Source organism: Polynucleobacter sp. JS-JIR-II-b4, from assembly GCF_018687815.1.
Taxonomy (GTDB): Bacteria; Pseudomonadota; Gammaproteobacteria; order Burkholderiales; family Burkholderiaceae; genus Polynucleobacter.
The window spans coordinates 1,827,797-1,852,155 of the sequence record NZ_CP061306.1; the positions used below are offsets into that span (position 1 = coordinate 1,827,797).

Annotated in this window: 21 protein-coding genes and 1 other RNA gene; 4 read left to right on the plus strand and 18 right to left on the minus strand. The window is 46.9% G+C overall.

The window, feature by feature from the left end; all coding sequences use genetic code 11:
* Window positions 1-16: 16 nt before the first annotated feature.
* Complete coding sequence (gene ruvB, locus ICV90_RS09240; RefSeq protein WP_215358646.1) at window positions 17-1,087, plus strand: Holliday junction branch migration DNA helicase RuvB; 1,071 nt, start codon at window positions 17-19, stop codon at window positions 1,085-1,087.
* Here ruvB and tyrS read toward each other — a convergent pair.
* Window positions 1,084-2,316: a tyrosine--tRNA ligase gene (gene tyrS, locus ICV90_RS09245; RefSeq protein ID WP_215360455.1), complete on the minus strand. Its 1,233-nt coding sequence runs from the start codon at window positions 2,314-2,316 to the stop codon at window positions 1,084-1,086. The genes ruvB and tyrS overlap by 4 nt on opposite strands.
* A gap of 76 nt (window positions 2,317-2,392) precedes the next feature.
* On the opposite strand from tyrS, the gene ICV90_RS09250 reads away from it, so the two are divergent.
* Window positions 2,393-3,520, plus strand: a complete 1,128-nt coding sequence (locus ICV90_RS09250) for an anhydro-N-acetylmuramic acid kinase (protein ID WP_215358647.1) — start codon at window positions 2,393-2,395, stop codon at window positions 3,518-3,520.
* A 20-nt stretch (window positions 3,521-3,540) separates the two neighbouring features.
* Here the strand turns inward: ICV90_RS09250 and erpA are convergent, their stop codons facing one another.
* From erpA to rplM, 4 genes are all read right to left on the minus strand, one after another.
* Window positions 3,541-3,915 carry an iron-sulfur cluster insertion protein ErpA gene (erpA, locus tag ICV90_RS09255; RefSeq protein ID WP_068319574.1) on the minus strand — a complete coding sequence of 125 codons (375 nt, stop codon included), beginning with the start codon at window positions 3,913-3,915 and terminating at the stop codon, window positions 3,541-3,543.
* Window positions 3,916-3,983: 68 nt separating this feature from the next.
* Complete coding sequence (gene argC, locus ICV90_RS09260) at window positions 3,984-5,042, minus strand: N-acetyl-gamma-glutamyl-phosphate reductase (protein ID WP_215360456.1); 1,059 nt, start codon at window positions 5,040-5,042, stop codon at window positions 3,984-3,986.
* A gap of 120 nt (window positions 5,043-5,162) precedes the next feature.
* Window positions 5,163-5,564 carry a 30S ribosomal protein S9 gene (rpsI, locus tag ICV90_RS09265; protein WP_072582726.1) on the minus strand — a complete coding sequence of 134 codons (402 nt, stop codon included), beginning with the start codon at window positions 5,562-5,564 and terminating at the stop codon, window positions 5,163-5,165.
* Between the two features lie 9 nt (window positions 5,565-5,573).
* Window positions 5,574-6,002, minus strand: coding sequence for a 50S ribosomal protein L13 (rplM, locus tag ICV90_RS09270; protein ID WP_072582725.1), 429 nt, complete (start codon window positions 6,000-6,002; stop codon window positions 5,574-5,576).
* Window positions 6,003-6,411: 409 nt separating this feature from the next.
* On the opposite strand from rplM, the gene ICV90_RS09275 reads away from it, so the two are divergent.
* Window positions 6,412-6,834, plus strand: coding sequence for an OsmC family protein (locus tag ICV90_RS09275; protein ID WP_215358648.1), 423 nt, complete (start codon window positions 6,412-6,414; stop codon window positions 6,832-6,834).
* On the opposite strand, the gene rnpB is transcribed toward ICV90_RS09275, so the two are convergent.
* From rnpB to ICV90_RS09340, 13 genes are all read right to left on the minus strand, one after another.
* Window positions 6,835-7,141, minus strand: an RNA gene (gene rnpB / locus ICV90_RS09280) — RNase P RNA component class A.
* Between the two features lie 59 nt (window positions 7,142-7,200).
* Complete coding sequence (gene pyrC / locus ICV90_RS09285) at window positions 7,201-8,259, minus strand: dihydroorotase (RefSeq protein WP_215358649.1); 1,059 nt, start codon at window positions 8,257-8,259, stop codon at window positions 7,201-7,203.
* Between the two features lies 1 nt (window position 8,260).
* Window positions 8,261-9,613 (minus strand): glycerate kinase, encoded by a 1,353-nt coding sequence (locus tag ICV90_RS09290; RefSeq protein WP_215358650.1) that lies wholly within the window; start codon window positions 9,611-9,613, stop codon window positions 8,261-8,263.
* Between the two features lie 9 nt (window positions 9,614-9,622).
* Complete coding sequence (locus ICV90_RS09295; RefSeq protein ID WP_215358651.1) at window positions 9,623-11,446, minus strand: ABC transporter ATP-binding protein/permease; 1,824 nt, start codon at window positions 11,444-11,446, stop codon at window positions 9,623-9,625.
* 37 nt (window positions 11,447-11,483) lie between these two features.
* Entirely contained in the window at window positions 11,484-11,927 is a 444-nt protein-coding gene (gene nudB, locus ICV90_RS09300) for a dihydroneopterin triphosphate diphosphatase (protein ID WP_215358652.1), read from the minus strand.
* A 21-nt stretch (window positions 11,928-11,948) separates the two neighbouring features.
* Window positions 11,949-13,748 (minus strand): aspartate--tRNA ligase, encoded by a 1,800-nt coding sequence (gene aspS / locus ICV90_RS09305; protein ID WP_215358653.1) that lies wholly within the window; start codon window positions 13,746-13,748, stop codon window positions 11,949-11,951.
* A 16-nt stretch (window positions 13,749-13,764) separates the two neighbouring features.
* The gene (locus tag ICV90_RS09310; RefSeq protein WP_215358654.1) at window positions 13,765-14,418 is read right to left on the minus strand and encodes a DUF502 domain-containing protein; all 654 of its coding nucleotides are present in this window, start codon (window positions 14,416-14,418) and stop codon (window positions 13,765-13,767) included.
* Between the two features lie 52 nt (window positions 14,419-14,470).
* Window positions 14,471-16,057, minus strand: coding sequence for a ubiquinone biosynthesis regulatory protein kinase UbiB (ubiB, locus tag ICV90_RS09315; RefSeq protein WP_215358655.1), 1,587 nt, complete (start codon window positions 16,055-16,057; stop codon window positions 14,471-14,473).
* Between the two features lie 3 nt (window positions 16,058-16,060).
* Window positions 16,061-16,681: an SCP2 domain-containing protein gene (locus ICV90_RS09320; RefSeq protein ID WP_215358656.1), complete on the minus strand. Its 621-nt coding sequence runs from the start codon at window positions 16,679-16,681 to the stop codon at window positions 16,061-16,063.
* A gap of 53 nt (window positions 16,682-16,734) precedes the next feature.
* A complete protein-coding gene (locus ICV90_RS09325; RefSeq protein ID WP_215358657.1) occupies window positions 16,735-17,643 on the minus strand; it encodes a Tim44 domain-containing protein in 909 nt (302 codons plus the stop codon).
* A gap of 70 nt (window positions 17,644-17,713) precedes the next feature.
* Window positions 17,714-18,457, minus strand: coding sequence for a bifunctional demethylmenaquinone methyltransferase/2-methoxy-6-polyprenyl-1,4-benzoquinol methylase UbiE (gene ubiE / locus ICV90_RS09330; protein ID WP_072582714.1), 744 nt, complete (start codon window positions 18,455-18,457; stop codon window positions 17,714-17,716).
* Window positions 18,457-18,855 carry a gamma-butyrobetaine hydroxylase-like domain-containing protein gene (locus tag ICV90_RS09335; protein WP_215358658.1) on the minus strand — a complete coding sequence of 133 codons (399 nt, stop codon included), beginning with the start codon at window positions 18,853-18,855 and terminating at the stop codon, window positions 18,457-18,459. Before ICV90_RS09335 ends, ubiE begins: the two co-directional genes overlap by 1 nt.
* On the minus strand, window positions 18,855-22,694 hold the full coding sequence (locus tag ICV90_RS09340; RefSeq protein WP_215358659.1) for an FAD/FMN-binding oxidoreductase: 3,840 nt from the start codon (window positions 22,692-22,694) through the stop codon (window positions 18,855-18,857). The genes ICV90_RS09335 and ICV90_RS09340 overlap by 1 nt, the downstream gene beginning before the upstream one ends.
* Window positions 22,695-22,828: 134 nt before the next feature.
* Here ICV90_RS09340 and ilvA point away from each other — a divergent pair, with 134 nt between their 5' ends.
* Window positions 22,829-24,349, plus strand: coding sequence for a threonine ammonia-lyase, biosynthetic (gene ilvA, locus ICV90_RS09345; protein WP_215358660.1), 1,521 nt, complete (start codon window positions 22,829-22,831; stop codon window positions 24,347-24,349).
* The last annotated feature ends 10 nt before the right edge of the window (window positions 24,350-24,359 follow it).

Genomic DNA, 24,359 nt, shown 5'->3' on the forward strand with positions numbered 1-24,359 from the left:
GCACTAAACTCTCAGCATGGCAATACATACAGACGACCTCAGCTCTATTCCTGAAGATTTACCGGAAGGTAATGCCCGCATTGTGAGCGGTGCAGCAGGCAATACTGAAGCCGTCTTTGAAAGAGCGCTGCGTCCCAAACAACTCGATGAGTATGTTGGCCAAACTAAGGCCAGAGCGCAATTAGAGATTTTTATCAGCGCTACGAGAGCACGCCAAGAAGCTTTAGATCACGTTCTTTTATTTGGGCCTCCTGGACTTGGTAAAACTACTCTTGCTCACATCATTGCAAGAGAGCTTGGCGTAAATCTGCGTCAAACGAGCGGACCGGTTCTAGATAGGCCGGGCGATCTTGCTGCCTTGCTCACCAACCTAGAAGAAAACGATGTTCTCTTTATTGATGAGATTCATCGCTTATCTCCAGTTGTGGAAGAAATTCTGTACCCCGCACTAGAGGATTACAGTCTAGACATCATGATCGGCGAAGGCCCTGCAGCGCGCAGCGTGAAGATTGATCTCAAACCGTTTACCTTGATCGGTGCAACTACTCGTGCCGGCATGCTCACCAATCCTTTGCGTGATCGTTTTGGTATTGTGGCCAGACTCGAGTTCTACACGACTGAAGAACTCACCAAAATCATTAATCGTTCAGCCAGCTTACTTAAGGCTGACATTGACCCAGAAGGCTCCGTTGAAATTGCACAGCGGGCTCGTGGCACACCACGTATCGCTAACCGCTTACTGCGAAGAGTGCGCGATTATGCAGAAGTTAAAGGCACTGGTACGATTACCAAGGCCATGGCTGATGCAGCACTCAAGATGCTGGATATAGATCCAAGCGGATTTGATGTGATGGACAGAAAGCTACTGGAAGCCATCTTGCACAAGTTCGATGGTGGCCCAGTGGGCATTGATAACTTAGCAGCAGCGATTGGTGAAGAGCGCGATACGATTGAAGATGTTCTTGAGCCCTATTTGATTCAACAAGGATACTTACAAAGAACTTCAAGAGGCAGAGTAGCAACCCGTCAAGCCTATGAACACTTTGGGTTAACGCCGCCTAGTGGTAGCGCTAGCTTAGAAATTTAGACTAACGTCACTTTCGCAAACTTACGCTTACCAACCTGCACTACGTAAGTTCCAGCTTCAACCTTTAATTGCTTATCAGCAACGGTTACTCCATCAATCTTTACGCCGTTTTGCTCAATATTGCGCATCGCTTCAGATGTAGATGGAGCAAGAGCTGCAGCCTTCAAAAGATTGGCGATTGCCATAGGCGCACCAGAGAGATTTACTTCTGGAATGTCATCAGGCACACCGCCTTTAGCGCGGTGATTAAAGTCTTCTAATGCTTTTTCTGCTGCGGCTTGCGAGTGGAAGCGTGCCACGATTTCTTGGGCGAGCAGTACTTTGCAATCCTTTGGATTTCTGCCAGCAGCGACTTCTTGCTTCATCAAATCAATCTCAGCCATTGGTCTAAATGACAGCAATGTGAAGTAATCCCACATCAAATCATCTGAGATGCTTAAGAGCTTGCCAAACATATCGCCAGCTGGCTCACTGATGCCAATGTAATTACCTTTGGACTTACTCATCTTTTCAACGCCATCCAGACCAACGAGAAGTGGCATTGTCAAAATACATTGAGGCTCTTGGCCATACTCACGCTGGAGCTCACGTCCAACTAGAAGATTGAACTTCTGATCTGTACCCCCCAACTCTAAATCACTCTTCAGTGCAACAGAGTCATAGCCTTGCATCAGTGGATATAAAAACTCATGAATCGAAATGGGCACACCATTGCGATAGCGCTTAGTAAAGTCATCACGCTCTAACATGCGAGCAACAGTATGTTTAGCAGCCAACTGAATCATGCCGCGCGCGCCCAATGGATCACACCACTCGCTGTTGTAACGCACTTCGGTTTTAGAAGGATCGAGCACCATGCTCGCTTGGCGATAATAAGTTTCCGCATTGACGGCTATTTCTTCTGCGGTCAATGGGGGACGTGTAGCGTTACGACCCGATGGATCACCAATCATGCTGGTGAAATCGCCAATCAAGAAAATAACGGTATGACCCAAATCCTGTAACTGGCGCAACTTATTCAATACAACGGTATGACCCAGATGAATATCTGGAGCTGTTGGATCTAAACCCAATTTAATCCGCAATGGCGTCTTAGTAGCTTGGCTACGAGCCAGTTTCTGAACCCAGTCCGCCTCAACCAATAGCTCATCGCAACCACGTTTGGTGACTTCGAGCGCTGCAAAGACTTCGGGGGTCAAAGGATATTTTTGTTCTGGTTTAGCCATCATGCTGATTCGGATTGCTGATTCAGTTAAATTAGTAGTTAAATTGCTAAAGCATAATTGTCGCATTCCTGAGAGCTACATGAACAAACACCATTCCCTCTATATCGGCCTGATGTCTGGCACCAGCCTGGATGGGATAGATGCCGTTCTGGCCAAGATAGGATCCAATGGGGAAGCCAGTGCGCTAGACGCCATTAGCGCCCCTTTCTCACCAGAGCTCCGCAAGACCCTATCCGAGCTTCAAAGTCCTGGCCCAAATGAGCTCCATCGCGAAAAACAGGCAGGTAATGCCCTGGCCCTGGCCTATGCAGAAGCTGTTAGCCAGTTACTCAGAAAAGCAAATCTACAGCCCTCTGAAATCACCGCCATCGGCGCACATGGACAAACGATTCGCCACCAACCACATCTTGGGGACATGGCTTATACACATCAAACGCTCAACCCAGCCCTCTTGGTAGAAAAAACGGGCATTGATGTCATCGCCGACTTTAGAAGTCGGGATTTAGCTGCGGGCGGGCATGGTGCGCCTTTAGTGCCCGCGTTTCATGCGCAGCAATTTGTAGAAGATAAACATTTAGCCATTCTCAATATTGGTGGCATTGCTAATCTCACACTGCTTCCAAAGAATGGTGAAGTTACCGGCTTTGATTGCGGTCCAGGAAATATGCTGATGGATGCCTGGATACACGAGCACCAGGGCAATGCCTTTGATGAAAATGGTAATTGGGCATTGCAGGGCAAAGTCAATGAGGCGCTACTTAAGAAAATGTTGTCTGATTCTTTCTTTGCAAAAGCCCCTCCTAAGAGCACTGGTAGAGACGACTTTCATCTTGCTTGGTTACATGAAAAAATAGGTGCAGATAATTATCTATCCGAAGATGTGCAGGCTACATTGCTGCAACTCACTGCCCACTCAGCCCTCAAAGCTTTGGTACGCCATGCCCCGCAAACCCAGAAGCTAATTATCTGTGGAGGCGGCGCCAGAAATAATGCCTTGATGAATCTCTTCAAATTACAGTCGCAGCAATTCTTCAAAAAGCCATTAGAAATTACTACAAGCGAGTCTGCAGGAATTGATCCACAGCTTGTGGAAGGCCTTGCTTTTGCATGGCTTGCGTGGGCCCATAAAGAAAAACGGCCAGCAAATTTGCCGGCCGCTACGGGAGCGAAGGGGCCTAGAATTCTAGGTGCTTGCTATCCTGCTTAAATAATTAAATTCTTTTTTAATTAAGCAGAGAAAGAAGATCCGCAACCACAAGTAGTTTGCGCATTTGGATTCTTGATTACAAACTGTGATCCATTGATGTCTTCTTTGTAATCAATCTCAGCACCAACTAAATATTGGAAGCTCATTGAATCTACCAACAAAGTAACACCATTCTTTTCAAAGAGAGTGTCATCTTCATTCACAGCATCATCAAACGTGAAGCCATACTGAAATCCTGAGCAACCGCCACCTTGAACGAATACGCGCAGCTTCAATTCTGGATTGCCTTCTTCAGCAATCAAGTCCGCCACTTTCGCAGCAGCGCTATCCGTGAACACCAATGGGGTTGGCGGCTCGGCTAAATCTTGTGCAGGTTGTGTAGCTAATTCGGTCATGATTTACTCCTAATTCAAAAGGCAATGTCCTATTTTAGGCTTTTAATGCCCAGTTTGCTGAAGGGTCATTATGGGGAAACAGCAATCTGGGTAAGGCCCATAGTCTCTGGTAACCCAAACATCAGGTTCATACACTGCACACCTTGGCCTGAAGCGCCCTTCACCAAATTGTCCTCAACTACCAAAATAACTAAAGTATCACCGCCGCCTGGACGATGGATCGCAATACGAATACCGTTGCTACCCCGCACAGAACGCGTCTCTGGATGACTGCCTGCTGGCATGACATCGACAAATGGCTCGTCCTTATAGAAGTTCTCATAAAGCTTTTGGTAATCAACGTCTTTACCAGCCTCAGTCAAACGGACATACAAAGTCGAATGAATACCTCTAATCATCGGCGTTAAATGCGGCACAAAAGTCAAACCGATCTGATCATGGCCAGCGATTGCCTTTAAGCCCTGTTCGATTTCCGGTAAATGACGATGTCCCTTCACGCTGTAAGCCTTGAAGTTATCACTTGCTTCAGACAATAGTGTGCCGATCTCTGCTTTCCGGCCAGCGCCAGAAGTGCCTGACTTCGAATCAGAAATAATATGGGTGCCATCGATGAAGTGTTTACCACCAGTCGATTTAGGCGACAGCAAAGGCGCGAGACCTAACTGCACTGATGTTGGATAACAACCTGCCAAACCCACTACGCGCGCATTCTTAATAGCCTCACGATTAATCTCCGCCAAACCATAAACCGCTTCAGCCAAAATTTCTGGGCAGGTGTGCTCCATGCCGTACCACTTTGCAAATTCTTTGACATCCTTCAAACGAAAGTCTGCGGCAAGATCCAAAATCTTCACATTGTTAGCGAGTAATTCTTTTGCTTGTGCCATCGCAACGCCATGTGGAGTTGCGAAGAACACCACATCACATTCATTCAGCTTGGCTTCATCTGGTGTCGTAAATTTGAGAGCAACACGGCCACGCAAAGATGGAAACATCTCAGCCACTGGCATGCCAGCTTCTGTGCGAGAAGTAATTGCAGTGAGTTCTACCTCAGGATGCTGCGCCAATAAACGCAACAACTCCACTCCGGTATATCCAGTGCCACCTACGATGCCAACTTTAATCATGCCATTCTCCAAAATACCGATCATGAGAAGTTTCTTTTAAAACTTCTGAATACCTCAATTGTAGAAACAAAAAGGGCCGCTTGCGCGACCCTTTCGATAAAACTTGAGCGACTGAAAGAATTAGCGCTTGCTGAACTGCTTACGACGACGCGCGCCGTGCAGACCAACTTTTTTACGCTCAACTTCACGAGCATCGCGAGTTACCAAACCTGCTTTAGACAGGGCTGGCTTCAAGGCGTTGTCGTAGTCGATCAATGCACGAGTAACACCGTGACGAACTGCACCAGCTTGGCCAGTTTCACCGCCACCAGAAACGTTTACTTTGATATCAAAGGTCGTTAAGTGGGCTGTGAGAGCCAAAGGCTGACGAGCGATCATGCGCGATGTTTCACGAGCAAAATAGGCATCGATAGGCTTACCATTAACAATGATTTCGCCTTTGCCAGATTTAATGAATACACGCGCCACAGAACTCTTGCGACGACCAGTACCGTAATTCCAATTTCCGTAATTAATAGCCATTTGGGTTCCTTAAATCTCTAACGCTTTAGGCTGTTGAGCCGTGTGCGGATGATTAGCGTCGCCATAAACTTTCAATTTCTTGATCATGGCATAGCCTAGTGGGCCTTTTGGCAACATACCCTTCACAGCCTTCTCCAAAGCGCGACCTGGGAAACGGTCTTGCATTTTGTCGAAGTTAGTCGAGCTAATACCGCCTGGGTATCCGCTGTGACGGTAATAAATTTTGTTCAAGCCTTTTGTGCCTGTGACACGGAGCTTAGATGAATTGATGACAACGATAAAGTCGCCAGTATCAACGTGTGGGGTGTATTCAGGCTTGTGCTTGCCGCGTAGACGGAGTGCCACTTCACTGGCGACACGACCGAGGACTTTGTCCGTAGCGTCAATCACGAACCATTCATGCACTACCTCATGGGATTTTGCAGAAAAAGTTTTCATGATTTCTCAAATTGTTATAGTCAAAAAAATTACCCCAACCAAACTACGTCCACCTTGGCCCTGCTTATATTTGCAAGCTCGCAGATTCTGCAATTCAACTGGTACAACAAATTACCGCTGACCGGCTCGGTAATTCAGTAAAGCCTTGAATTGTAACCTAAAAAAAACCCAGGAACGAGTCCTGGGTTGGAATCCACCTATGTTTGGGTGGAGGAGACACTGGGAGGTAAGTCGCAGTCTTATACAAGACTGACTACCAATATGGTTATTGTATCCATATGCATGGTGCGACGCAAGAATATTGACCAAAATCAATATTTTTATGTTGCTATGCAGCAACTTGATTTCCCATAAAATAGGTAAACTATTGATAATATTGATTAATTTAGTAAGTTAGGAATCACTAATAATGGAATGTCGAGTAAGTTGGTTGGGTAATGGCGGCATGGCTTTTTCTGCAGAAACTGGCAGTGGCCACCTCGTAAACATGGATGGTGCCCCTGAAGCTGGTGGCAAAAACCTCGCTCCAAGGCCAATGGAGCTTCTTTTAGCGGGTGCAGGCGGATGCTCTGCATTTGATGTGGTTTTAATCCTACAAAGGGCCCGTCAGGCCATTAGTGGCTGTGAAGTGGTTCTCCAGGCTGAGCGAGCTACAGAAGACCCTAAAGTCTTCACGAAGATCAATTTGCACTTTACGGTCAAAGGGAAAGACTTGGATCAGGCAAAGGTGGATCGCGCCGTAAAGCTCTCACATGAAAAATATTGTTCAGCTACGACCATGTTGGCCAAAACTGCAGAACTGACCTACAGCGTCGAAATCATTGCGGAATAAGTGCAGAGTCAATCGATAAGCCGGATTCTGTCGCCTAGATTTGCATCTAGGGGCAATCATTCCTCTAGGCCGGCAGTTACCTGACGGCTCAAGCTCCCTACCCGCAGACTCAGCGGGACGCCTCATCGCCTGCTTACTTGGGATTGCTCCAGGTGGAGGTTACCGCGTTTCACCGTAACTAAATACGCTCGTCTCTGTGGCCCTATTCCTCACGTCGCCGTGGATGGCCGTTAGCCATCACCCTTCCCTATGGAGTCCGGACTTTCCTCCCCCTCAATAAAGAGGCGGCGATTGCCCAATTGACTCTGCGCCTGCAGTCTAACGCAGTCGGGCCAATTTGGCTAAGAAAGTAATGATTTGTGTTTTTTAAACGAGTGACCAGGCGATGGTTTCGCCAGCACGCAGCGGAACGATAGTGGCATCACCCAATGGCAATTCAGCAGGGATACTTTGCGCCTGCTTTACCAGAGTAATTTTTTTGCTATTGCGTGGCAGAGAATAAAAATCAGGACCAAAGAAACTAGCAAAGCCTTCTAACTTATCCAGTTTGCCAACACTCTCAAATGCTTCGGCATATAAACCTAGAGCATTAAAGGCACTATAGCAACCCGCACAGCCACAAGCCGCCTCTTTGGCGCCCTTAGCATGAGGCGCACTATCGGTACCCAAGAAGAAACGAGCATTTCCACTAGTTGCGGCTTCCAGTAAAGCAACGCGATGCTCTTCACGTTTGAGCACAGGCAAACAATAATTGTGGGGACGAATGCCACCAGCAAAAATAGCATTGCGGTTCATGAGCAAATGCTGCGGAGTAATCGTGGCTGCAATCGTATTCTTGGCACCCGTCGCTACATCACGCACATAGTGAGCAGCCTGCTTGGTAGTGATATGTTCAAAAACGATTTTGAGCTCAGGAAACTGTTGACGCAGAGGCTCTAACACCTCATCAATAAAGACCGCCTCACGATCAAAGATATCAATTTCAGAGCTGGTTACTTCACCATGCACTAAGAGCGGCATACCAACAGCCTGCATAGCCTCTAATGCCGCATGGCAATGTTTAAGATCACTAACACCAGCATCACTATTCGTCGTTGCACCTGCGGGGTATAGCTTGAATGCTGCGATGCCTGCAGTCTTAGCTTTACGAACTTCATCTGCAGAAGTATTGTCAGTGAGATATAAAGTCATTAAAGGCGTGAAGTCACTGACACCCAGAGACTTTAAATTCGATTCAATGCGAGATTGATAGGCCTTAGCCAAATCCACAGTAGTTACTGGTGGTTTGAGATTAGGCATGATGATCGCACGCGCAAATTGACGTGCAGTGTCCGCCAACACATCTTTCATCACTTCACCATCACGAATGTGCAAATGCCAATCGTCCGGCTGAATCAGTTGAATTTGTGTAGGGCTATTAGACATATTATTTATCGAGCAAGATGATGCGGAAATCATTCACATTGGTAAGTGTAGGGCCAGTTTCCACTAAAGCGCCCAATTCTGCAAAGAAGCCATAGCAATCATGTGCTGATAAGAATTTCTCTGGCGCCAGGCCTGCAGTATGGCCAGCTTGGCGCACGGCGCTATCAAACCAGGCACCAGCGTTCTTTTCGCTGCCGTCTATTCCATCGGTATCCGCAGCCAAGGCAGCCATTCTTGGCAGATCAGAGCTAGCAGCCAAAAGTGAGAGTAGATATTCACTGCAACGACCACCACGGCCTTTAACGCCTGCTGGAATAGTAACGGTACATTCACCACCTGAAATGAAGGCAAGCGGCTTAGTAATTCCCTTGGCCATGTATTCACGAGCTAACGCAGCCTGCTCCACACCCACTTCTTGCGCTTCACCAGTAATAGTGTCTCCTAAAACAATAGGCTCATAACCCTGCGTGCGCACATAGTCAGCGGCAGCCTCTAAACTTTTATAAGCAGTTGCAATCACATGATTGGCCACTTGGGCGGAGATTAAATCAGAATCTTTTAGAGTCTCTGGCTTTTCACCAGCCAAACCTTGTTTGAGATGTTTCAATACTGATGCCGGAATAGAAGGCGTATCTAATTCATATTTTTGCAGAATGTTAAGCGCATCTAAATACGTTGAATAGTCTGCAGCACATGGGCCGCTAGCAATATCAGCCGGTGAGTCGCCCGTGACATCAGAAATTAATAAAGCCTCGACTCGTGCGCTACGGGCAATAGACACTCTTGCTAAGTTGCCACCCAAAATTGCTGAAAGGTGTTTGCGCACCACATTCATTTCTTCGATAGGTGCACCACTACGCAAGAGCGCTTCAGTGGTCTTGCGCATGTCATCAATCGAGATACCTTCTTGCGGCAGAGTAAGAAGGCTTGATCCACCACCAGAGACTAAGGCGATCAATACGTCACCTTTTTCCAATTGATTGGTTAAGACAAAAATTTCTTTAGCTCCATCCATGCCAGCTTGATCGGGGACTGGATGGCCAGCTTCTACGATCTTGATGAGGGAAGTTGGTGAGCTGTGACCATAACGCGTCAGCACAACGCCCTCTAATTTCACCTGTGGCCAATGAGATTTGGCATAAGCTTCCAGTGCACTAGCCATCGAAGCGCTAGCCTTACCTGCGCCTACTACCAAACATTTACCCTTAGGCTCTTGCCCGACTGGAAATATCTTTGCTAAGTACTGGGGAACAATAACCTGTGGATCAGCAACTGCCACTGCAGCAGCAAAAGCATTTTTAAGAATTGCTTCTTTACTTGCTGCCATAGAGGGAGAAGAACTGTTTTGAGTCATCCGGCTATTCTAATCAACCGTGGCACGCTCTTGCATCTGCCACATCTCCGCGTACCTTCCTTGAGCTGCAAGCAACTCTTCGTGAGTTCCTCGCTCCACAATCTGACCACGGTCCATCACTAAAATTTGATCAGCATGAATAATGGTTGAAAGACGATGGGCAATAATGAGGGTTGTCCGGTTCTTGGCCAAACTGAGGAGCTCTTCCTGAAAAGCGCGTTCTGTTTTGGAGTCTAGAGCTGAAGTTGCTTCATCAAAAATCAACATGGCTGGTTTCTTGAGAAGGGTTCTCGCAATCGCCACGCGTTGCTTCTCGCCCCCAGATAGCTTTAAACCCCTCTCGCCGACCTGAGTGTCATAGCCGTCTGGCAAGCGCTTAATAAAGCCATCAATTTGAGCAGCCCTAGCCGCCTCTTGGACCTCTTCAATCGTCGCCGAAGGATCGCCATAGGCAATGTTGTAACCAATCGTGTCATTGAATAAAACGGTGTCTTGCGGAACGATGCCGATTGCTTTACGCAAGCTAGCCTGCGTCACATTTTGAATATTCTGTCCAGCGATCAGAATTTCTCCTGACTGCACATCATAGAAACGGAATAACAATCTGGCGAGAGTACTTTTACCTGCGCCACTTTGACCTACTACTGCAGTAATGGTTCCAGCAGGAATGTTGAAACTGACATCACGCAGAATTTCACGCTTCGCATCATAGTGAAACGAGACATGCTCAAATCTAACATCTGGGCCATGTCCCTGGTCGTGAACTTGCAGTGGCCTTGCATCTGGAGAATCAGCAATCTCTTTATCAGTATTCAGCAGAGAAAACATTCGATCCATATCAGTCAATGACTGCTTAATTTCTCGATATATCACCCCTAAGAAATTAAGCGGAATATAGAGCTGAATCATCAAGGTATTTACCAGCACGAGGTCACCCAAAGTCATCGTGCCATTGACAACGCCGACAGTAGCGCGCCACAGAATCAACATTAAGCCCGTAGCAATAATGATCTGCTGGCCAAGATTTAATACTGCCAAAGTCTTTTGTGACTTGACTGCTGCAGATTGATAGCGCAGCAAGTTTTCATCGTAACGCCTGGCCTCAAAGGCCTCGTTACCAAAATACTTCACTGTTTCAAAATTCAAGAGGGAGTCAATGGCCTTTTGATTGGCTTTTGAATCCATATCATTCATGGTGCGGCGGTAATGGGTACGCCACTCAGTAACCATCACCGTAAAAACAATATAGAGGACTAAGGCTGTAAATGTAATTGCAGCAAACCAAATATCGTATGAATAGGCAAGGTAGCCCAGCACCAAACAGAACTCAATGACGGTTGGCAGGATGCTGTAGAGCGAATAAGAAATTAGTGACTGAATACCACGTGTACCGCGCTCGATATCTCGACTCACGCCACCCGTCTGACGGGCTAGATGAAAGCTCAGCGCCAGTGAATGCAAGTGCTCAAATACTTGAAGTGCGACTTTACGAACTGCATTCTGAGTAACCTTGGCAAATAAAGCTTCACGCAACTCTGTAAACAAGGATGCGGAAATTCTTAACAAGCCATAGGCCAGAATAATTCCCAAGGGAACAACCAAAAGGGCTTGGGGAGAACTTGCTTTGATATCCAAAGAGTCAATTAACTCTTTCATCACAATTGGAATACCCAGATTAACTACCTTGGCGGCAATCAGGCAGCTCAGGGCAAAAATTACCCGAAAGCGGTACTCCAGAAGATAAGGGAGGAGGTCACGAATGACGCGCCAATCACCGCGCCCTGGTGTTTTTGAATCTGCGCTACCGTGATGATGTCCTGATGAATGTCTCATCGCTCTATCTTATTCCTAATTGGCTATTTGACTCGACTTAGTTCGCAGAAAATAATTTCAGAATAGCCTCGCCATTGCTGCGAGAAAAACATTTCTTAGCAGCCTCTTCATAAGGGAGCCACTCATATGCAACATGCTCTCTTGGTGCCAATTTAATTGCTGTGTCATTAGGAACTTGTAGCGCGAACCAGTGTTCAGTATTTCTAGTGACACCTGGGGCATAACGAAAGCGCCACTCAGGATAGATTTCATACTCGATGTGATGATGTAAGTTTTGCAATGCATCTTTTGGAAGGCGATCCACCGCAATCCCTGTCTCTTCAAACACTTCTCGCGTAGCTGCTAAAGCCAGATCCTCATCGAGAGCATCAAGACTACCGGTGACAGACTGCCAAAAGTCAGAGCGGTCAGCACGCTCTATCAATAAAACATCCCTATTCGATTTGTAGATAACGACTAAAACCGAAATAGGGATTTTCAAGATGGTATTACTGAAGTTGCTTTATGCGGCAGGAGTAGCTTGACGCAAACGGATATGCAACTCACGCAGCTGACGCTCGTCTACTGGGCTTGGGGCCTGAGTTAACAAGCACTGCGCACGTTGTGTTTTAGGGAAAGCAATCACATCACGAATGGATTCTGCACCAGTCATCATGGTTACGATGCGATCCAGGCCGAACGCAATACCGCCGTGAGGAGGCGCGCCATATTGAAGCGCATCTAACAAAAAGCCAAACTTCGCTTGCGCTTCTTCTGCATCAATTTTCAATGCGCGGAATACCTGGCTTTGAACCGCTTCTTGGTGAATACGGACTGATCCGCCACCAATTTCACTACCGTTCAACACCATGTCATACGCTTTTGCCAAGCACTTACCTGGATCGGATTCCAGATATTTCATATGCTCATCTTTAGGGCTAGTAAACGGATGATGGCAAGCAACCCAACGGGCTTCCCCTTCATCGTAGTCAAACATTGGGAAATCAACTACCCACAACGGCTTCCAACCTTCGGTAAAGAGGCCATGCGCTTTGCCCCAAGCAGATTGGCCAATACGTAAACGTAAATTACCAATCGCATCGTTCACTACTTTTTCTTTATCGGCGCCGAAGAAAATAATGTCGCCATCTTTTGCACCAGTACGCTTCAGGATGCCTTCGATCGCTGCATCATGCAAATTCTTCACGATTGGTGACTGCAAGCCATTGCGGCCTTCAGCAACGGAATTGACCTTGATCCAAGCCAAGCCCTTAGCGCCATAAATACTGACGAACTGAGTGTAGTCATCGATTTCGCTACGGCTAATTTCAGCGCCACCAGGCACGCACAAGCCCACCACTCGTCCACCAACTTGATTTGCAGCGCCTGAGAACACCTTGAAATCAACGTCTTTCATTAAATCGGTCAATTCGGTGAATTCAAAGTTCACACGCAAATCTGGCTTATCGGAGCCAAAACGTGCCATACCCTCTGAGTAAGGCATAGTCGGGAATGGATTAGGCAACTCAACATTCATCGTCTTCTTGAAAATATGACGAATCATGTTTTCAAATAAATCACGAATTTCTAACTCACTTAAGAAAGCAGTTTCACAGTCGATCTGAGTAAATTCAGGTTGACGATCCGCACGCAAATCTTCGTCACGGAAACACTTGGTAATTTGATAGTAGCGATCAAAGCCAGCGACCATTAACAACTGTTTGAATAACTGTGGAGACTGTGGCAGCGCAAAGAACTGACCATCATGAACACGGGAAGGCACCAAATAATCACGCGCGCCTTCTGGGGTGCTCTTAGTCAACATCGGTGTTTCGATATCGATAAAGCCAGCATCATCTAAATAACGACGACACTCCATCGCCACGTTGTAACGCAAACGTAAATTCTTTTGCATTTGTGGGCGACGCAAATCTAATACACGATGAGTCAATCGAGTAGTCTCTGACAAATTCTCATCATCAATCTGGAATGGCGGAGTTACAGAAGCATTCAGAATCACCAAGCTATGGCAGAGGATCTCTACTTTTCCACTAACCAAATCCGTGTTCTCAGTGCCGGCAGGACGTGCACGCACAAGACCTTTAATCTGTATACAGAACTCACTACGAACTTGTTCAGCAAGAGCAAACATTTCCGGGCGATCGGGATCGCAAACAACCTGCACAAAACCTTCGCGGTCGCGCAAGTCAATAAAGATCACGCCTCCGTGGTCACGACGGCGATTAACCCATCCAGCAAGAGTGACTTCTTGACCAATCAGTGAATCGGTTACCTGGCCGCAGGTATGGCTTCGCATTGACATAACAATTTCCTATAAATCAAAAATGGCGTGGCAACTGGGATGCAGTTAAACCACTAGAACTATTGGGAGGAACAGAGCCCATTGAAACAATATGTTTCAGAGCCTCTTCCACACTCATCTCTAATTCAATCGTTTGTGCTCGTGGCACGATCATGAAAAAACCAGAGGTTGGATTTGGGGTTGTAGGCAGAAATACGTTGACGTAGTCTTCACCTAATTTGGCAGTCACTTCTTTTGCTGGGATACCAGTTTGAAAAGCAATCACCCAAGAATCCGCATGGGGATAGCGAATTAATAAGGCTTTGCTAAAAGCCTGCCCACTTCCAGAAAATAAAGTCGATGAGACTTGCTGAACGCTGGAATAAATGGAACGAACAATCGGTATGCGATTAACAAATTTATCCCAGACCTTTAACCACCACTGCCCTGCAAAATTAATCGCAGTCAATCCGGTGAGCAGGATGACCACAATCACAATCAATATTCCAACGCCTGGGAGATCGCGGAAATGCTGTAGATCTCTCGCAGCATCTTCAGGGAGAACCACAATAATGGCGTGCATTACAGAACCAAAAACACCGTCGAGCAGACCCAAGCCCCAAGCAATCACCCAAATGGTGATCGACAATGGTGCCCAAACGAGGATGCCAGCGATAAAGTATTTTTTCATGTGTTCTGCCTAACCCGCTATTTTAGCGGGTTAGCAGCCAATCAGCGAGAGACTAATAAATACCTAGGCTGATGATCAAAATTCCAGCCAAAAACCCGCCGGCAAAGAGTAAAGCACCCGCCAACAGGCGGTGTGTACGTCTTTCTTGAAATAAAAGGGCCTTTAAGACCTCTAATTCGCCATTTTGGTCTTTTATGGGGGAGCGTGCCTGCGCTAGGCTTTCCGCAATCAAGCGGGGCAATGTTGGCAAAATTTTGGCCCAAGTAGGCGCCTCTTCCTTGATGCCGTCAATGAGACCGCGCCACCCTAACTGCTTGCTTACCCATTTTTCCAGAATCGGCTTAGCCGTTTTCCAAAGGTCTAGATCAGGATCCAACTGACGGGCCAGACCTTCAACATTCAAGAGGGTTTTTTGTAGCAAAGTGAGCTGCGGCTGGATTTCCACCTTAAAACGACGGGAGGTCTGGAACAAACGCATCAGCACGATGCCCAAGGAAATTTCTTTCAGAGGACGATCGAAATACGGTTCGCAAACTGAACGTACCGCACCCTCTAATTCTTCAACGCGGGTATTCGCTGGAACCCAACCTGATTCGATGTGTAACTCAGCAACGCGACGGTAATCGCGATTAAAGAATGCCAAGAAATTCAAGGCTAAATAATTTTTATCAGATTCACTTAACGCGCCGACGATTCCAAAATCTAGAGAAATGAAACGGCCAAATGTTTCTGGCTCTAAGCTAATCATGATGTTACCGGGATGCATATCCGCATGGAAGAAGCCATACTCAAATACTTGAGTAAAGAATATTTCTACGCCATCTGAAGCCAACTTCTTAAAGTCAACTCCTGCCTCCCTGAGTGCCGCCGTCTTACCAATCGAGATGCCATACATCCTCTCCATGACAATCACATTGGTGTGACATAAATCCCAGTACATCTCCGGAATCATTAACTTATTCGAATCCGCAAACTGCCTACGTAGCTGACTCGCATTAGCGGCTTCGCGCATGAGATCAAGCTCATCATGCAAATAAGTATCAAACTCCGAAACGTTCTCACGCGGCTTTAAACGACGGCCATCTTCGGAGCTTTTTTCAATCACCTTAGCTAGGTCGTACATCAAGGCCAGGTCACCCTCAATCACCGGCAGAATACCGGGGCGCAAGACCTTAATCGCTACTGAACGACCTTCCCATTCAGGGTGTTTATCTGTGCCACGCAAGACTCCGAAGTGGACCTGCGCCACTGAAGCGCTAGCAACAGGTGTTGCATCAAAACTAATAAACACTTCTTCAATTGGTTGACCTAGATCTGCTTCAATCAAACGACGCGATTCTTCGTTTGAAAATGGTGGCACTTGATCTTGTAATTTAGCCAATTCGTTGGCAATATCTTCTGGTAATAAATCACGACGCGTAGAGAGCACCTGACCAAACTTCACAAAAATAGGACCTAGTGCCTCGAGCGTTAATCGAATACGCTCACCTCTAGGCAGATGACTGCCCGGAGACATCCAGCAAAGCATGGTTAAGAATCCACGACGAATGCCCGGCTTTAGAAGATCGCGAAGCAGCGGCAATAAGCCATAACGCCATGCGGTAAAGAAAATGAAAAAGAGACGAGCAATTCGACGCACGATTTATTTAGCCTTTTGCTCTAAAAGTTGAATACGTTTTTCTATACGATCTACAGACTCGCGCAGATCACTTAGTTCGGATTTTCGAACCATAAAGTCTCGTTTATTTAAAAGCACTTTCTTTTCTTCGCTGACATACTCCACTACATTGTCCAGTAAATCACTTGCGGCAGAACGCGTGGCAGATACAAACTTTTTACCCTGCCTCACAGCAAAGTTTGCAGGCGCATCTCCCACTAAGCGAGCCAAATCTTCCTCGTATTCCCAGCGCAACTGCCCCGCGAGACGACCCAATAATTGGGCTAAGTCTGCATCACCAGTAATTTTGACTGCTTTAAAAGCTTGCTCTCGCAAAGAGCCAGCACTGCCAGCCAAGTCGCTCAAGGCCTTAGCAGAAACTTCCAAGGTGAGTGAAGGCGCCTCAATCTCTTTCAAGCTAGCCAATAAACCATCTGAGTTGATCTCAAAACACAGATTACCAAGAGGTAACTGCAGCAAAATGGTTTTGTTGGCATGACGGGCCAATTCTGTAGACGCCCAAGGCTCGCTACCCAACACGTGATTAATCCCCCGGCAGGCTGCGCCGGAAGCAATCGTATGGGTAGTCGAAAAATGTCTGTTCATGAGTGTAAAAAACCCGCACTAGTGCGGGTTTTCCGACGGAAAGTACCTAAAGCTTAAACCAACTGGGAGATACCCGCCAGTACCCAGCCGCCAGGACCTTCCACAGGCTTACTTAAATTCCAGATTTCGGAGAAGTCGCTAGCTGGAGCACCCTGCTGCTCACGAATCATGCCGCTGAACTGAACGCTACAGAAATAGTGGGCATCTGCTGTCTCAACCCCCAAGAGCTGAGCATTAATGGTCACAACATCGGTTTGATTGCTGCCATCAGTTCTACCCGCCAAATCTTGCTGAATCGTGGCAAACATGTCGGGGGTTGTAAATTCACGTAAGGACGCGAGATCGCCTTGATCCCAAGCTTTTTGCAAAGTCACAAAATATTGTTTTGCATTTTCCAAAAATGTTTGTTGATCGAAACCAGGGGGCAAGGTTGACTGAAATACCTCAGGCTCTGCACTCACCCCGCCGAATGCGTTTGCAGCAGGAGTAAATGCAGGCTCTTGTCTTGGCATCTCAACGCTATTACGCTGCATGCCTTGTGATGGAACATTTGAGTTTTGACCCGCACCAGACAGCGCTGGCAATAATTTACGAATCACAAACATAATGACAAAGCCTGCCAACATTGCGATCAGTAAACCGGTAATTAAAGAAGAGGCTGCTTCGCCCAAACCAAAATGGGATAAGAGGTAGCCAATTCCTAGGCCTGCAGCTAAGCCACCCAAAATACCGCCCATGCCACCAAAACGACTAGGCGCAGGTGCCTGAGGAGCTGGGGCTGGAGCAGTCGGTTGCGCTTGCTGAACCGGCTTTTGCACAGGTGCAGCCTGACGTTGCATTGGCGCACTTGGCGCGCGACCAAGACTTCTACCGCCACCTAAGCGAGCAGCATCAACTTGGCCAACCATTGCAATGATCAAAGTAAAACTCAAGAGCACTGCTTTAAAAAAATGTTTATTCATTTTTATATCCACCCCTTTTGATAACTACTCAACTTCTTTAGTTTTTAAGACTTTAAAAACTATACGACTATTAGTATTTAATACCAATATGTAAGGCAACGATACCCCCAGTCATCCTGTGGGTTTCCACTTCATCAAAACCGACCCCCAGCATCATTTCTTTGAGGGTTTCTGCATCAGGATGCATGCGAATGGATTCTGCTAGATAGCGATAGCTTTCCGAGTCTTGCGCAATCTTTTCGCCCAACCAAGGCAAAACCTTAAATGAATAAGTGTCATAAACGGGTTGTAAAAAAGCATCAGGCTTGGAGAATTCCAACACCAAAACGCGGCCACCGGGTTTGATCACGCGACACATTTCACCTAAAGCGATCTCTTTATGCGTCATGTTACGCAAGCCAAAAGCAACAGTCACCACGTCAAAATGATTATTCGGAAAAGGAATTTTTTCGGCATCAAACTGCACACAAGGCAAAGCCATGCCGCGATCCAATAGACGATCACGCCCAACGCCCAACATAGAAGCGTTGATATCACTTAACCAAACTTGAGCATCTGGATTGCGCCCCCAATCAGCAGCTTTTGCAAAAGCTGCGGCGAGATCGCCAGTACCGCCCGCAATGTCCAAGATCTTTTGACCAGGACGAACATTTGCGCGAGCAATCGTCACTTTTTTCCAAACACGATGCAGCCCGAATGACATCAGGTCATTCATGACATCGTACTTGCTAGCTACCGAATGAAATACCTCGGCAACCTTGCCGGCTTTTTCAGCTTCATCAACACTTTGATACCCGAAGTGCGTTTTACTCATTAGTGACTTCCACAAGAATGGCCTGATGCACCGCCTGACTGAGTCATCGGTGTATCGCGATCTAAACCAGCAGCGGCCAATTTATCTAAATGCTCTTCCCATAACTGCTCCTGGTTCTCACACAGAAACAATAAGTAATCCCAGGTAAACAAGCCTGAGTCATGACCATCCGAAAAGCTAGGCTTGAGTGCATAGTGTCCAACAGGTTCAATATTGGCGATCAAAACATCCCGCTTACCCGTCTGCAATGTTTCCTGCCCAGGACCGTGGCCTTGGACTTCAGCGGAAGGAGATAAAACCCTTAACAACTCAAAAGGCAAACGATAGGTATTGCTGTTCTCATATGAGAGCTCCAATACCTTGGACTGTTGATGCACAACGATATTGCTTGGAATCATTAAACGAGGACCCTCTCAATGCCACCTTGGTTAGCCTTAGCTACATAGTCCTGCATCCAGTCTTTACCAAGCAGCTTCTGAGCCATTTCAACAACGATGTAATCGGCTGTAGTGTCGCTATCTGCATCAAAACGTGTCAGGCCTTGTAAGCATGATGGGCAGCTGGTTAATACTTTGACTTCGCCAGTGAAATCATCTTTGCGCAATTCAGTCGCAGCTTTTTCCATCTCAATCTGTTTACGGAAACGCACTTGAGTAGAAATGTCAGGGCGCGTGACAGCCAATGTGCCAGACTCACCGCAGCAACGATCATTCTTTGCAATTGCTTTACCGTCTTCGAGTTGAATTAACTCATTCACAGTCTTCAAAGGGTCCTGTAACTTCATTGGGGAGTGGCAAGGATCGTGATACATATACTTCACGCCCGTTACGCCAGAAAGCTTAACGCCCTTCTCTGCCAAGAATTCATGGATATCAATAATGCGACAGCCAGGGAAAATCTGTTCGAACTGGTAGCCCGCTAACTGGTCATAACAAGTGCCACAAGAAACAACAACCGTCTTGATATCTAAGTAATTCAGAGTATTGGCGACTCGATGGAATAACACGCGGTTATCCGTAATCATCTTTTCGGCTTTATCGAAGTCGCCATTGCCCCGCTGTGGGTAGCCGCAGCACAGGTAGCCAGGAGGAAGAACAGTTTGCACGCCAACATTCCACAACATCGCTTGAGTAGCTAGACCAACTTGAGAGAACAAACGCTCAGATCCACAGCCTGGGAAGTAAAACACTGCCTCAGTGTCTGCAGAAGTTGTCTTAGGATCACGAATAATTGGAACGTAGTTCGCATCCTCAATATCCAACAAAGCACGCGCTGTTTTCTTAGGAAGATTGCCAGGCATCTTCTTATTTACAAAGAAAATCACCTGCTCCTTGACGCTTGGCTTTCCTACTGTTGCAGGCGGATGGGCAGTTTGTTGTTTTGCAAACTTACGCAAGACATCATTGCCCAAGCGTTGCAACTTATAACCCCAACCAATCATCGTCTTGCGAGCGAGATTAATCGATTCTGGGCTAGTGGCATTCAAGAAGAACATGGATGCTGCTGTGCCAGGATTAAAGCGCTGCTGTCCCATCTTGCGCAAGAGATTACGCATGTTCATGGTCACATCACCAAAGTCGATATTGACCGGGCATGGAGTTAAGCACTTATGGCAAACCGTGCAATGCGCTGCGACATCATCAAACATTTCCCAATGACGAATCGAAACGCCACGTCGAGTTTGCTCTTCGTATAGGAAGGCTTCAATCAATAGTGATGTTGCTAGGATTTTGTCTCGTGGGCTATAGAGCAAGTTTGCACGTGGAACATGGGTTGAGCAAACAGGCTTGCATTTACCGCAACGTAAACAATCTTTTACGCTATCGGCAATCGCACCAATATCGCTTTGCTGCATGATGATCGACTCATGGCCCATCAGACCAAAGCTTGGCGTGTATGCCATGCTCAGGTCAGCATGTGGCATCAACTTGCCTTTATTAAAGCGGCCCTCTGGGTCAACACGATTCTTATAGCTGCGGAAATCTTTGAGTTCAGCTTCTGTTAAATACTCTAATTTAGTAATACCAATACCATGCTCACCAGAAATCACGCCGTCTAATGAGCGGGCTAATTTCATGATCCGATCTACGGCGCGATGCGCATCCTGCAACATCTCGTAGTCATCCGAGTTCACCGGAATATTGGTGTGAACGTTTCCGTCACCAGCATGCATGTGCAAGGCCACAAATACGCGCTTACGCAAAATATTTTTGTGAATTGCCTCTAGCTCAGCCAGAATCGGCTCAAACGCCAAACCACCAAAGATGATGCGCAATTCAGAGCGCACTTCCTCTTTCCATGAAGCGCGCAGACTGTAATCCTGCAGACGCGGGAAATAAGAGTCCATCTCAATGAGCCACTCAGCCCAACGTCCACGTACCTTGGCGATGAGTTCTAAGGCTTGCTGAACACGATCTCCCAAGATTTCTGCTGTAGGAATCTCATACTCAGCATCACTCTTACCTAACGGTAATGCGCTCTTTTTCAAGAAAGTCTCAAGACCATCGAGTACTTGCAACTTATTCTTGAGGGAGAGCTCAATATTGATACGATCGATACCATCGGTGTACTCGCCCATACGTGGCAAAGGAATCACGACGTCTTCATTAATCTTGAACGCATTGGTATGACGGGCGATCGCAGCCGTGCGGGCACGATCGAGCCAGAACTTTTTACGAGCTTCAGCGCTGACTGCAACAAAGCCTTCACCAACACGTAAGTTCGCCATCCGCACTACTTCACTCGTAGCTGCAGCAACGGCTTCCTCATCATCGCCAGCAATGTCGCCAATCAACACCATCTTCGGCAAGCTATTGCGCTTTGATTTAGTTGAATAACCCACCGCCCTTAAATAGCGATCGTCTAAGTGCTCGAGACCGGCCAAGATTGGGCCGCCTTGCTTGCTTAAACCATCCAAGTAAGCCTTGATTTCTACAATACTTGGAATAGCTTCACGCGCTTGACCAAAAAACTCCAAGCAAACTGTGCGCATAAATTTAGGCATACGATGTAATACCCAAGTTGCGCTAGTAATCAAACCATCACAACCTTCTTTTTGCACACCAGGTAAACCTGATAAAAATTTATCAGTAACGTCTTTACCTAAACCTTCTTTGCGGAAACGTCTACCTTCAACTTCTAATAATTCTGTTTTCAGAATGCGCTGACCCGGCTCACTATTGCCATCAGACCAAGTGAGCTGAAAGCGGACAGTTGCCACATCATGGATCTTGCCCATATTGTGTTCAAGACGCTCGATATCCAACCAATTGCCTTGCGGATCCACCATGCGCCAGCTAGCCAGATTATCTAAAGCAGTTCCCCAAAGAACCGCTTTCTTACCACCCGCATTCATAGCAATATTGCCGCCAATGCAGCTTGCATCAGCAGAAGTAGGATCAACCGCAAACACAAGCCCAGCATGCTCTGCAGCATCAGATACGCGACGTGTCACAACGCCTGCACCAGTAAAGATAGTAGATACTTCGCGATCTAAGCCTGGCAGTTTTTTAGCTTTTACACCACCAATATCTTGCAACTTTTCTGTGTTAATTACTGCAGACATTGCATACAGCGGAATAGCGCCACCGGTATAACCAGTACCCCCTCCACGAGGAATAATGGTCAGCCCTAATTCAATACAAGCTTTCACCAAACCAGGAATTTCAGATTCGTAATCCGGCTTGAGAACAACGAGTGGAAACTCTACGCGCCAGTCTGTTGCATCAGTAACGTGAGCAGCACGAGATACACCGTCAAAACAAATATTGTCTGCATCAGTATGGCGACCTAACTCTTTACGAGCACGCTTACGAATGACTTCAACTTCTTTAAATCCGTTTTCGAAATTTTCGATTGCGCGATAAGCGGCACTTAATAGAATTTCTACTTGGTCAGCAGAATCGCCACTATTACGCTTCTTGACTTCACCCAAGCGATGCCAAAGAGCATCGATTAATTGTTTGCGGCGATTGGGGCTGTCTAGCAAATCATCTTGCAAAAAAGGATTGCGCTGAACTACCCAAATGTCACCCAGAATTTCAAACAACATGCGAGCAGAACGGCCTGTACGGCGAACACCACGCAAGTTATTGAGGACGCGCCAGGATTCCTCGCCCAATAGGCGAATCACAATCTCTCGATCGGAAAAGGAGGTGTAGTTGTAGGGAATTTCGCGAAGACGGGGGGAGCCCGCCTCAGCATCCAACAACTGGTTCAAAGCTAATGGTGCGTTCATAGCGACATATTTGATAAATAAGCATTTTAATTGAGTGAACCTGATAGTGGCAGGATTCCGAGAAAGTTGCTCCCTAAAGGGATAAACCCTTGCAAATCTAAGGGCTTAGGAGCCATCCGTGGTACGCTCATCGGATGGCAACGAACTATTTAAAGAAAATTTTATCGGCTCGCGTCTATGACGTAGCCAGAGAAACCGAACTTCAGCTCGCCCCAGAACTGACTAAGCGTTTGGGCAACCAGGTCTTACTCAAAAGAGAAGATAACCAGCCGGTTTTCTCCTTCAAACTCCGTGGCGCCTACAACAAAATGGCCCATTTACCCCCAGAAGCCCTAAAACGCGGGGTTATTACAGCTTCTGCAGGCAACCATGCCCAAGGTGTAGCCCTATCGGCCGCCAAAATGAAGTGCAAAGCCGTCATCGTGATGCCGGTCACGACCCCTAGCGTCAAAATTGATGCAGTCAAGGCCAGAGGCGGATCCTGGGCAGAAATCATCCTTCATGGTGAGTCCTATAGCGACGCCTTTAAACATTCTGAGATTCTCGGCAAAAAACGGGGCTTAACTTTTGTCCACCCTTTTGACGATCCCGATGTCATCGCAGGTCAAGGAACGATTGCCCACGAAATTTTTACTCAATACGAAAAACCGATTGATGTAGTCTTTGTCGCGATAGGTGGTGGTGGCCTAATCTCCGGTATTGGTGAATACATCAAAGCCGTTAGCCCCAAAACAAAAGTGATCGGCGTTCAAGCTTCTGACTCCGATGCCATGAATCAGTCACTCAAAGCAAATAAACGTATTGAAATGAAAGACGTCGGTTTGTTTTCTGATGGCACTGCTGTGAAATTGGTTGGCAAAGAAACATTCCGTATCTGCAAGAAAGTAGTAGACGAGATTGTCACCGTCGACACAGATGAAATCTGTGCAGCTATTAATGATGTATTTACCGACACCCGCAGCATTCTTGAGCCTGCTGGTGCACTCGCCATTGCGGGTATGAAGAAGTATGTCGAGAAAAAACGCATCAAGAAGAAAACCCTAGTGGCTGTGGCTTGCGGGGCCAACATGAACTTTAGTCGCCTGCGCTTTGTGGCTGAGCGCGCAGACGTTGGCGAGTTCCGCGAAGCGGTATTTGCAGTCACTATTCCGGAAGAGCGCGGCTCCTTTAAACGCTTCTGCGAATTACTCGGCAAACGTAATGTCACTGAATTTAACTATCGTATTGGCGATCAAAGTGAAGCGCATATTTTTGTTGGCATCAGCACACAAAAAGCAGGTGACAGTGAGGCTATTGCAAAGCATTTCCGCAAAGCAAAGTTCGCAACGATTGATCTCACGCATGATGAGTTAGCAAAATCGCATTTACGTCATATGGTTGGCGGGCATTCTGCACTGGCTAAAGATGAATTGCTTTACCGTTTTGAGTTCCCAGAGCGTCCAGGCGCTTTGATGAAGTTTTTAACCAGCATGGCCCCTAACTGGAATATCAGTTTGTTCCACTATCGTAATCATGGTGCTGACTATGGCCGTATTCTGATTGGTATTCAGGTGCCTCAGAATGAGCAGAAGAAATTCCAAAGCTTCTTGGCAACCTTAGGTTATCCACACTGGGATGAGACCAATAATCCTGCCTATCGCCTATTCCTAAAATAAGCCCAATCTC

What these genes read in the sequence shown, in the direction of transcription:
- ilvA (WP_215358660.1), top strand. Translation starts at nt 22,829, where the DNA reads ATGGCAACGAACTATTTAAAGAAAATTTTATCGGCTCGCGTCTATGAC.
- ICV90_RS09320 (WP_215358656.1), bottom strand. Translation starts at nt 16,681, where the DNA reads ATGAACAGACATTTTTCGACTACCCATACGATTGCTTCCGGCGCAGCC.
- ubiE (WP_072582714.1), bottom strand. Translation starts at nt 18,457, where the DNA reads ATGAGTAAAACGCACTTCGGGTATCAAAGTGTTGATGAAGCTGAAAAA.
- rpsI (WP_072582726.1), bottom strand. Translation starts at nt 5,564, where the DNA reads ATGGCTATTAATTACGGAAATTGGAATTACGGTACTGGTCGTCGCAAG.
- tyrS (WP_215360455.1), bottom strand. Translation starts at nt 2,316, where the DNA reads ATGATGGCTAAACCAGAACAAAAATATCCTTTGACCCCCGAAGTCTTT.
- ruvB (WP_215358646.1), top strand. Translation starts at nt 17, where the DNA reads ATGGCAATACATACAGACGACCTCAGCTCTATTCCTGAAGATTTACCG.
- erpA (WP_068319574.1), bottom strand. Translation starts at nt 3,915, where the DNA reads ATGACCGAATTAGCTACACAACCTGCACAAGATTTAGCCGAGCCGCCA.
- ICV90_RS09250 (WP_215358647.1), top strand. Translation starts at nt 2,393, where the DNA reads ATGAACAAACACCATTCCCTCTATATCGGCCTGATGTCTGGCACCAGC.
- ICV90_RS09335 (WP_215358658.1), bottom strand. Translation starts at nt 18,855, where the DNA reads ATGATTCCAAGCAATATCGTTGTGCATCAACAGTCCAAGGTATTGGAG.
- aspS (WP_215358653.1), bottom strand. Translation starts at nt 13,748, where the DNA reads ATGTCAATGCGAAGCCATACCTGCGGCCAGGTAACCGATTCACTGATT.
- pyrC (WP_215358649.1), bottom strand. Translation starts at nt 8,259, where the DNA reads ATGTCTAATAGCCCTACACAAATTCAACTGATTCAGCCGGACGATTGG.
- ICV90_RS09290 (WP_215358650.1), bottom strand. Translation starts at nt 9,613, where the DNA reads ATGACTCAAAACAGTTCTTCTCCCTCTATGGCAGCAAGTAAAGAAGCA.
- ICV90_RS09325 (WP_215358657.1), bottom strand. Translation starts at nt 17,643, where the DNA reads ATGAATAAACATTTTTTTAAAGCAGTGCTCTTGAGTTTTACTTTGATC.
- rplM (WP_072582725.1), bottom strand. Translation starts at nt 6,002, where the DNA reads ATGAAAACTTTTTCTGCAAAATCCCATGAGGTAGTGCATGAATGGTTC.
- ICV90_RS09310 (WP_215358654.1), bottom strand. Translation starts at nt 14,418, where the DNA reads ATGAAAAAATACTTTATCGCTGGCATCCTCGTTTGGGCACCATTGTCG.
- ICV90_RS09340 (WP_215358659.1), bottom strand. Translation starts at nt 22,694, where the DNA reads ATGAACGCACCATTAGCTTTGAACCAGTTGTTGGATGCTGAGGCGGGC.
- ICV90_RS09275 (WP_215358648.1), top strand. Translation starts at nt 6,412, where the DNA reads ATGGAATGTCGAGTAAGTTGGTTGGGTAATGGCGGCATGGCTTTTTCT.
- ICV90_RS09295 (WP_215358651.1), bottom strand. Translation starts at nt 11,446, where the DNA reads ATGAGACATTCATCAGGACATCATCACGGTAGCGCAGATTCAAAAACA.
- argC (WP_215360456.1), bottom strand. Translation starts at nt 5,042, where the DNA reads ATGATTAAAGTTGGCATCGTAGGTGGCACTGGATATACCGGAGTGGAG.